This is a genomic window from uncultured Cyclobacterium sp. (assembly GCF_963976465.1).
In the GTDB taxonomy this organism is placed as follows: Bacteria; Bacteroidota; Bacteroidia; order Cytophagales; family Cyclobacteriaceae; genus Cyclobacterium.
Window position 1 is genome coordinate 1 of the sequence record NZ_CAXBOC010000240.1, and the last position, 8111, is coordinate 8111.

At 37.3% G+C, this 8111-nt stretch carries 11 protein-coding genes and 1 pseudogene; 4 read left to right on the top strand and 8 right to left on the bottom strand.

Annotated features, from left to right (window positions below; translation table 11 throughout):
* Together AAC037_RS13905 and AAC037_RS13910 are read right to left on the bottom strand one after the other, a co-directional pair.
* Positions 1-306, bottom strand: a pseudogene (locus AAC037_RS13905) (DUF389 domain-containing protein); the annotation flags it as partial.
* 5 nt (positions 307-311) lie between these two features.
* The gene (locus AAC037_RS13910; RefSeq protein WP_339903551.1) at positions 312-965 is read right to left on the bottom strand and encodes a hypothetical protein; all 654 of its coding nucleotides are present in this window, start codon (positions 963-965) and stop codon (positions 312-314) included.
* Positions 966-1432: 467 nt separating this feature from the next.
* Here AAC037_RS13910 and dnaA point away from each other — a divergent pair, with 467 nt between their 5' ends.
* Entirely contained in the window at positions 1433-2857 is a 1425-nt protein-coding gene (gene dnaA, locus AAC037_RS13915; RefSeq protein WP_339903552.1) for a chromosomal replication initiator protein DnaA, read from the top strand.
* Positions 2858-2899: 42 nt separating this feature from the next.
* On the opposite strand, the gene AAC037_RS13920 is transcribed toward dnaA, so the two are convergent.
* Positions 2900-3307, bottom strand: coding sequence for a hypothetical protein (locus tag AAC037_RS13920; protein WP_339903553.1), 408 nt, complete (start codon positions 3305-3307; stop codon positions 2900-2902).
* 49 nt (positions 3308-3356) lie between these two features.
* Between AAC037_RS13920 and AAC037_RS13925 the strand changes: the two genes are divergently transcribed.
* From AAC037_RS13925 to AAC037_RS13935, 3 genes are read left to right on the top strand one after another with little or no spacing between them, the layout of a single operon-like run.
* Complete coding sequence (locus AAC037_RS13925; protein WP_339903554.1) at positions 3357-3893, top strand: CopD family protein; 537 nt, start codon at positions 3357-3359, stop codon at positions 3891-3893.
* A gap of 32 nt (positions 3894-3925) precedes the next feature.
* Positions 3926-4591, top strand: a complete 666-nt coding sequence (locus AAC037_RS13930) for an SCO family protein (RefSeq protein ID WP_339903555.1) — start codon at positions 3926-3928, stop codon at positions 4589-4591.
* A complete protein-coding gene (locus AAC037_RS13935) occupies positions 4572-5012 on the top strand; it encodes a cytochrome c (RefSeq protein ID WP_339903556.1) in 441 nt (146 codons plus the stop codon). The genes AAC037_RS13930 and AAC037_RS13935 overlap by 20 nt, the downstream gene beginning before the upstream one ends.
* On the opposite strand, the gene AAC037_RS13940 is transcribed toward AAC037_RS13935, so the two are convergent.
* The 5 genes from AAC037_RS13940 to AAC037_RS13960 all read right to left on the bottom strand — a co-directional run.
* Positions 5013-5429 carry a hypothetical protein gene (locus AAC037_RS13940; protein ID WP_339903557.1) on the bottom strand — a complete coding sequence of 139 codons (417 nt, stop codon included), beginning with the start codon at positions 5427-5429 and terminating at the stop codon, positions 5013-5015.
* 147 nt (positions 5430-5576) lie between these two features.
* Positions 5577-6002, bottom strand: a complete 426-nt coding sequence (locus AAC037_RS13945; protein WP_339903558.1) for a hypothetical protein — start codon at positions 6000-6002, stop codon at positions 5577-5579.
* A gap of 10 nt (positions 6003-6012) precedes the next feature.
* The gene (locus AAC037_RS13950) at positions 6013-7233 is read right to left on the bottom strand and encodes an FtsX-like permease family protein (protein WP_339903559.1); all 1221 of its coding nucleotides are present in this window, start codon (positions 7231-7233) and stop codon (positions 6013-6015) included.
* Complete coding sequence (locus AAC037_RS13955; protein WP_339903560.1) at positions 7230-7838, bottom strand: ATP-binding cassette domain-containing protein; 609 nt, start codon at positions 7836-7838, stop codon at positions 7230-7232. Before AAC037_RS13955 ends, AAC037_RS13950 begins: the two co-directional genes overlap by 4 nt.
* Positions 7839-7844: 6 nt before the next feature.
* Positions 7845-8111, bottom strand: a 267-nt coding sequence (locus AAC037_RS13960; RefSeq protein ID WP_339903561.1) for a HAMP domain-containing sensor histidine kinase, incomplete at its 5' end; no start/stop codon positions are given.

The following is an 8111-nucleotide window of genomic DNA, read 5'->3' on the forward strand; positions in this document are numbered from 1 at the left end:
CTCCTCCGTGGTAGCATGGTTAATTAAAGGAAGTTTCCTTTGCAACAATTCATTTTTCGCATCTCCCCTGGGCAAAGCTTTAATTTTATAAACATCATCTCCCCCACCATTCGGCTCCAATTTGAGTTTTTGGCCCGGGACCATATTCAATGCTCCTTTGCGGATTAAAACTTCTAAGGTATCAGAAGAAAGCAGCATGCCATCTTGGGAATAATTAATGGGTTTATCAGCTTTTATAGTTAGAGAAGATGTTTTAATATGCGCAGCAAATGGTGGTAAATTATAGTTTCGTTTGGTTCTGAACAAGCTACTTAGGCCAAACCACAACAGACCGCCAATATCAAAGCATGCAACTTCCCATCATTTATTAAGGAGTTTTCCAATATTCTTTTACTTAGAATACTGCTCTGTGCATGGTGAACAATGATTAACCCAATGGCTGCCGTATTGATTTCGTCCTGATTTTCTGCTTTAATAGTGAAGCTATTCAGTCTGGTATTCCAAAACAATTTTAAGAAATACCTTAACTTATTCCAAAATCTTTGCCATGCATATTGTGCAACGGAACCACTCATTAAACTTAGTGATTCTCCGATAAGTATAGTATTAAAAACTGGGATTCCATTGGCTTCTAAAACATCCACTTTAATCACCTTTTTCTCCTTTAAGATATGCTCGATATTTTCTTCAAGATCCGATTTAATCCCATAGCTTTTTTTCCCATGAATCATTTCCGGATGGGGCAATAATCCTAATTCTAAAAATTGACCTGCGGCTAAATCAAGGAGGGCTTTAAGTTGCTCATCTGAAAGATAGGTGATAATTTGAACACCTTCTTTTATTTCAAGTTTAATATCCCTAGTAAAAGGAATAGTGGAGGAAAGTTGCTTGCCAAATTTTGTTACAATTTGTTTTTGCACAAAATCTTCTTCCTTACTATCATATAAAAGTATCCTCCTTTTCATTTATCCTTACTTATCATAAAACTATACTACAAATAACAAATCGGCAAACCATGGATTGAACAATCATTAATAGCCTTTTACTACATTATTTTGGAACTTTCAATGTACCGAATATGATGCATTAATCAACACTTATCCATATTCAAATTTTGACTAAATCGCAAATGCAAAAAAGTAAAAAGCAGATTTTGTTAATGCATGGACTCCTCCAACTTGATTAGATTGTGAACAGGAATTGGCCAACATTTTATTTACTATAAAAGTAATTATAGCTATTGTAAAACAATGAAAAGATTTCAATTTTCAAATAATAGTAAAATTAAAAGATGCCAGATAAGACAATTTACCCACAAAGTAAAAAAATCAAGTAAAAACCCATTTTTTATTTAAGATATTTTTCCACAATTTTGTTTCCCCCTAAAAAAGGAGTATTCACAATTTTTCAACTTTCGGTTAAAATAAATTCAATGAATTCAGAGGCTAATGCTATATGGACTGAATGTTTGCGGGTAGTCGAAAAGCACGTCAATGAACAAAGTTTTTCTACTTGGTTTAAGCCAATTATTCCTGCGAGAATCGATGGTTCTGTGCTCACCATACAGGTACCCAGTCAATTTTTCTACGAATGGTTGGAAGACAACTATGTGGAAGTATTGAAATTAGCCATTAAAACCATTTTAGGAGCCAATGGGAAGTTAGAATACGCTGTAGTAGTAGATAAGGGCAATTCGCAAAACCAACCTTATATGGTTAGTTACCCCCAAGGGGTAAATAGTCCTGCTGCTGCCAAGAAAAAAGAAAATCTTGCCTCAGCACACAGTCCTTTTGACTTGTCCAGTCTGGATGAACAAACCACTCTTCAATCAAACCTTAGCGCCAATTATACTTTTACCTCTTTTATTGAAGGAGATTGTAACCGATTGGCAAGATCAGCCGGCTTTGCTGTGGCCAACAAACCGGGAATCACCTCTTTTAATCCTTTGATGGTTTATGGTGGTGTTGGGTTAGGGAAAACCCATTTGGTGCAGGCCATAGGCAATGAAATTAAAAATGGTCCGGAAGACAAATTTGTGTTGTACGTTTCCTCTGAGAAATTTGTCAACCAATTTATGGATGGTATTAAAGACGGTAATATAAAGTCTTTCACTAATTTTTACATGCAAGTGGATGTATTAATCATTGATGACATTCAATTTTTGGCCGGTAAAGGAAGAACGCAAGAAATGTTTTTCCATATTTTTAATCACCTTCACCAAAATAAAAAACAAATCATCATGACCTCGGATTGCGCACCGAAGGATTTGATGGGCTTGGAAGATCGATTGCTGTCTCGTTTCAAATGGGGACTGACAGCTGATTTGCAAATGCCGGACTTTGAAACCAGAATTGCAATTATAAGGAAGAAAATGCAATCTGAAGGAATTAACATACCTGATAATGTGATTGAATACCTCGCTTATACAGTAGACACAAATGTAAGGGAACTGGAAGGGGTAATGATATCTTTGATAGCACATGCCTCCTTAAGCAGGGTAGAAATCAGCCTTGAATTGGCCAAAACGATCATGAAAAACATCGTTAAGGACATTGAAACTGAAGTTAGCATAGAATTTATCCAGCAATCTTGTGCGGATTATTACGGCATAAAAGTGGAAGACCTCAAAGCAAAGACCAGGAAAAAGGAAATTGTCATTGCCAGACAAGTGGCCATGTATTTTAGCAAAGAATTTACCAATCACTCCTTAAAATCCATTGGATACCATTTTGGTGGAAGAGATCATAGTACGGTGATTCATGCAGTACAGGCCATCAATGACCTGATGGAAACGGATCCTTCCTTTAGAAATGCTATCCAAGAGCAAAAAAAGCAGTTTAAGATTAGGTCTTACTAAGAAGCTTACCTCTACAAGCTGATATAAAAATCAAATTAAACCTTACTTATCACTCAAAAGATATTTTGTAAAACTGGTTCCACCCATAGCTGATTTTTCATAAACAGCCAAACAAGCGTCTTGAAAACGCTCAGGAAAATAAGGTGCCTTAGGAGACAGTTGTAAGCCTTCGATGGCTTTATCAAAAAAGAATACTTTTGTATTCCCGTATTTTGTATGGGGCATAAAATCTCCATAAGCTCGCATGTCATCCCATAACTCAGCCTTTGTATAAACGGCAAAAATTCGAACTACCGGACCTGTATTGTTTTCATTCCTATATACTGCTATTTCAGTATACTCGCCTTCAAGGTCATTTACCCCCGGTTGGCTCAAACTCTGGTATACAATCACCATAAGGAGAACACCGACCAATGCGGCAAGTAAATAAATAATATTTTTTGTTTTCATTTGTCCTAATAACGAGCTTAAACCATTAATTTAGCCAAAAATAGGAAGAATGGCATTCGAATACATCAAAGCTTTACATATTATTTTCATCGTTACCTGGTTTGCAGGCTTATTTTATATCGTAAGGTTATTTATTTATCAAACAGAGGCTTTGGATCGGCCGGAAGCAGAAAAAAAAATCTTGAAACCTCAATTGGATTTGATGGCCAGCCGTTTGTGGTACATTATCACCTGGCCGTCTGCGGTGCTAACCCTTATTTTTGGAACTTGGGTATTGCTTCACCGTCCTTCTTACCTATCCATGCCATTTATGCATGCCAAACTTACCTTTGTCGTTTTGTTATACCTCTACCATTTTCGATGCCATTATATTTTTAAATCCCTTCAAAATGGAAAGCGAATTTGGAACAGTTCAAAACTTCGATTGTGGAATGAAATAGCCACATTATTACTTTTTGCTATCGTCTTTTTAATTGTCCTTAAAAGCCTAATTAACATGATCTGGGGTATTGTCGGGCTGTTTGTATTAGGTCTGAGTTTGATGCTGGCTACTAAATGGTACAAAAGATTCCGCAATCGGAACTAATCAATTCTTTACTGTGTCATATAAAATAAAAAATGCTTCGATCCCATTATTTAAGTTTTACAATTTTAGGAGTTTTGGCTTTAAATGCTTGCCAGACGAACAATAATACCAATACCTTACCTATTCTGGGCAATCGACATGTAGAAGAAGTAATTGTCGATGGAAAAACCACCACAGACACTGTTTATCACCAAATAGCGGAATTTAGCTTCACCAATCAAGATGGGGAGGAAATTACCAATGAAGATGTAAGAGGAAAAGTTTATGTGGCCGATTTCTTTTTCACAAGCTGTCCAACCATTTGTCCCATTATGAAAAAGCAAATGTTGAGGGTTTTCGAAGCTTATAAAGACAATCCCGACTTTATGATATTAAGCCATACCATCGACCCTGAATACGATACAGTAGCCCTTCTGAAAGACTATTCCCTTCGGCTAGGTATAGAAGATGCAAGTACATGGAATTTTCTGACTGGAGAACAAGAAAAGATATTTGAAATTGGACAAACAAGCTACCTTACCACGGCCATGGATGACAAAAATGAACCGGGGGGATTTTTGCATTCAGGTGCATTTGTCTTGATTGATAGAGCAGGGAGAATCAGAGGAATTTATGATGGCACCAAAGAAACGCAAGTAAATGTTCTCATCAAGGATTTACCCAAACTTCTCAACAACAATGAAAACAGCAATAAGTAGTTTATTATTTTTATTAATCATTGCTTGCAAAGGAGGAGATGACAATCAAAATAAAGGCATAAGTAATATCAAAGATCTCAAGACAAGGCAATATGCCATTCAGGGACAGCAACTTTATTTACAATATTGCAGCAATTTTGACCAAGAGGATGGAACCGGATTAAAAAGGCTTATCCCCCCACTCAAAAATTCAGATTATATGCTCGATGATGTGAACCGAAGCTTATATATCATTAAAAACGGCTTAAAAGGTAGCATAACAGTAAACAATGTGGAGTATAATCAACCCATGCCTGAAAACAGTAAACTCAGCCCAATAGAGGTCGCACAAATTGCCACCTATATCTACAATGTTTGGGGAAATGAATATGGATTAATTACTCCCGAAAAAGTAAAAGAAGCACTCAGTACTGCACCCTAATTACAATAATGCTTCACTTTTTTTAAGGGCTTGCAGGATGTCTTTTTTCACATTACCAACTTTTTCTAATTGCTCTTCAAGGTATGATTTGGCCTGTTCCTCAGACATTTCTTCCAAATCAATATCAAATTGACGCATCCAAACAAACATTTCATCGTAGGCATGCTCACATTCTGCTGCCACCGCCTTTAATTCAGTTGCTTTTTCTGTATCCGCTGCATCTTCAGATTGCTCAAGGTTTTCAGCCATTTCATTTAATTCCTTTTGAGAAGCCTTCAATTCTCCAATCTTAGGCATCACCTCATCATGAACCTGAATAACCTTTTCTTTCAATAATTCATTTTGACTTTTCTTAGGACTACAAGAATAAACAGAAATACAAAGTAAAATCAACAATACAAAAGGTGCTTTTCTCATGGCTTGTATAGAAGTAAATTGAGCATTCAGTCATTAAACGTGTTCAAAGGTTATTAAAAAAATGATGTAAAAAAAGTGAGTATTATAAATTTTAATTAAAACCTCATAAACCAGTCCTACCTAATCTATTCAGGGTTGATGAGAAACCTATAAACCAATAACTTTCGCATTTTCCAAAATATACATTAGTTTTTCGGGATCATCGGCATTCAAGACCAACTCCCCAACCACTTTCACTTTATTGGAAGTATACTTCACCGGTTCTACTAGCATAACCTCCATTACAGTTTCAGGCCCTCCGGATCCGCAAAAAAAACATTCCGCCAAGGGAAGGGCTGACAAAATTATATGTTTTGGTTTAAACATGCCTTCAAATGGGATAATATAACCGTGGGCAGTGATTTCTTTGCCTTCCAATGCCATGGTCTTTTCCCCAAATACCGGAACGAACAATTCTCCAAATTCATCCTCATCTACCTCATAACTTACCTTTGATAAGTGTTTCCAAACATTATCCTGTTGCCCAAAAGCAGAAAAGGAAAGCAACCCTATCATAAAAACTAAGTACTTCATATTGTTTATTTTACTTGCTTAGTTGACCTGCAATATCTCCTTTGTAAGCATTCCATGCAGGAATAATTGAAGCCCCAATACCGACAATCAAGGCGTAAACTATAATCCACCATTCTTTATCGACAAACATAATGGCATTGAAGCCCGATACCAGGCCTTCTTCGTAGGTTATAACTATAAAAAACAGGAAAAAGTGTCCTAGCACTAAGCCTCCAATGGCTCCTAGCAAAGTTAGGATCACTCCTTCTAAAAGAATTAGAAGAAATAATTGACTTTTGGCTGCCCCAATGGCACGCATAACGGCCAAATCATATTTTCTTTCCTTAAGGGAATTGTACAATGCAATAAAAATACCTAAGCCTGCAATGATAATAATTAGCAGTGCCAAACCTTTGATTACCGTTACACCGATTCCCAGCAGTTCAAAAAGCCTGGTGATTTCAAAGGTAGGAGATGCTGCTTGTAAGGAAGTCCTACTGTTAATCATTCTGGGAAGCTGAATAGCAGCCATTGGATTTCTGTAGGCGATCAATACTGTAGTCAACTCCCTGTCTTGGTCGGATTCAGGAAAACCTGTGCCATTTACTTCTTGATCTAATTTTTCGGGACCAATTTCATCATCATGCGCATACCATACGGACTCTACACTTGTTACAATTAGTTGATCCAGCACATTATTGGTGGGAGCTAAAATCCCTACAACCTTAAAAGGGTACTGATCATGCTCATGGCTGGCAGCCTCAATACCATGGGCACCTATAAATGTATCCCCCAGCTGAAAACCCTTTGCTTTCGCCACTGTACTGCCCAAAACCACCTCAAAAGGTTTGTCCCACACGCTTCCGGCTGCAAACTCTGCTTGGTACAAATTCAAGTAGTCGTGGTTTGACCCCACTATTCTAAATCCTTTATAATTGTCTCCAAGGGCCATGGGTATGGCATTTTTAATCAATCTATTTCTGGAAACTTTTTGGGCTTCTTTCAAAGGAATATTTCCGGTAGGGAAATCCACATGGTATACGGAGGAAAGCACCAGTTGTAATGGACTACCTTTGGCTCCGATAACCATATCAATACCTGCGGCATCTCTATTCATTTTGTTCTCAAACTGTTCTTCAACCAATAGCAAAACAGTTATAATAGATAAACCTAGTGCTAGGAGCAAGACATTTAATCCGGTGTTTAAAGGCCTATCAACAAGGTATTTCCAACTTAACCTAAAAATATTCATTGATCGGAGGAATTTAAGGTAATGCTTTGTACAACCTTGTCTTTAATGCGATGATCATGCGTGACAATTATCAGGGCAGCTCCAAGTTTTTTAGCTTGCCCTTTAAGTAATTCAACTACCAACCTGGCATTTTCATCATCCAAACTGGCCGTAGGCTCATCCGCCAATATGACTTTCGGCCCATTTATCAATGCCCTGGCAATCGAAACTCTCTGGGCCTCGCCTTCGCTTAAAGTACTTATGCGCGCATGTTGCTTGTCTTGAATACCAAGTTGCCCCAGGTAATATTGAACCTTATCTGCAGAAAGATTATTTGAAAAAAAATAAGGGAGGCCAATATTCTCTGCAACTGTCAGAGGCTTTAAGAGGTGAGGTTTCTGAAAAACAATGCCTATATTTCTGCCCCTGTACTTATCTAATTTATTTCCTTTTAATTGGTACAAGGAAGTCCCATCAATAATTACCTCACCTTTTTTTGGGGTTGTCTTCCCTGAGCCTGATTTTCCCAAAATCAATAACTCCTCACCCAATTTCAATGTTATGTCAGGAATTTCAATTTTCAGCGAATTTTCATAGGAAAACTGTAGGTCTTTGACAACAATCATTCACGGTTATTTTTTTGCAGGAATCTCTAAAAAGAATTCAGTCCCTTTGTTTACTTTACTCTTAAAATCAATTTTACCCCCAATTACTTCAATACACTTTTTCACAATGGAGAGACCTAGCCCAGACCCCTCCCTTAGGCCTACATTTTTTGCTCTAAAGAACCGGTCGAAAAGTTGAGATTGTTCTGCTTCATTGATCCCGATCCCCTCATCTTTTATTTGTAAGAATAGGGTGTCGTTTTCATGTTTCACCTTAAAATACACATTACCCCC

Coding starts and splice junctions, on each gene's coding strand:
- AAC037_RS13920 (WP_339903553.1), bottom strand. CDS start 3,307: ATGAAAACAAAAAATATTATTTATTTACTTGCCGCATTGGTCGGTGTT.
- dnaA (WP_339903552.1), top strand. CDS start 1,433: ATGAATTCAGAGGCTAATGCTATATGGACTGAATGTTTGCGGGTAGTC.
- AAC037_RS13935 (WP_339903556.1), top strand. CDS start 4,572: ATGAAAACAGCAATAAGTAGTTTATTATTTTTATTAATCATTGCTTGC.
- AAC037_RS13910 (WP_339903551.1), bottom strand. CDS start 965: ATGAAAAGGAGGATACTTTTATATGATAGTAAGGAAGAAGATTTTGTG.
- AAC037_RS13945 (WP_339903558.1), bottom strand. CDS start 6,002: ATGAAGTACTTAGTTTTTATGATAGGGTTGCTTTCCTTTTCTGCTTTT.
- AAC037_RS13955 (WP_339903560.1), bottom strand. CDS start 7,838: ATGATTGTTGTCAAAGACCTACAGTTTTCCTATGAAAATTCGCTGAAA.
- AAC037_RS13950 (WP_339903559.1), bottom strand. CDS start 7,233: ATGAATATTTTTAGGTTAAGTTGGAAATACCTTGTTGATAGGCCTTTA.
- AAC037_RS13940 (WP_339903557.1), bottom strand. CDS start 5,429: ATGAGAAAAGCACCTTTTGTATTGTTGATTTTACTTTGTATTTCTGTT.
- AAC037_RS13925 (WP_339903554.1), top strand. CDS start 3,357: ATGGCATTCGAATACATCAAAGCTTTACATATTATTTTCATCGTTACC.
- AAC037_RS13930 (WP_339903555.1), top strand. CDS start 3,926: ATGCTTCGATCCCATTATTTAAGTTTTACAATTTTAGGAGTTTTGGCT.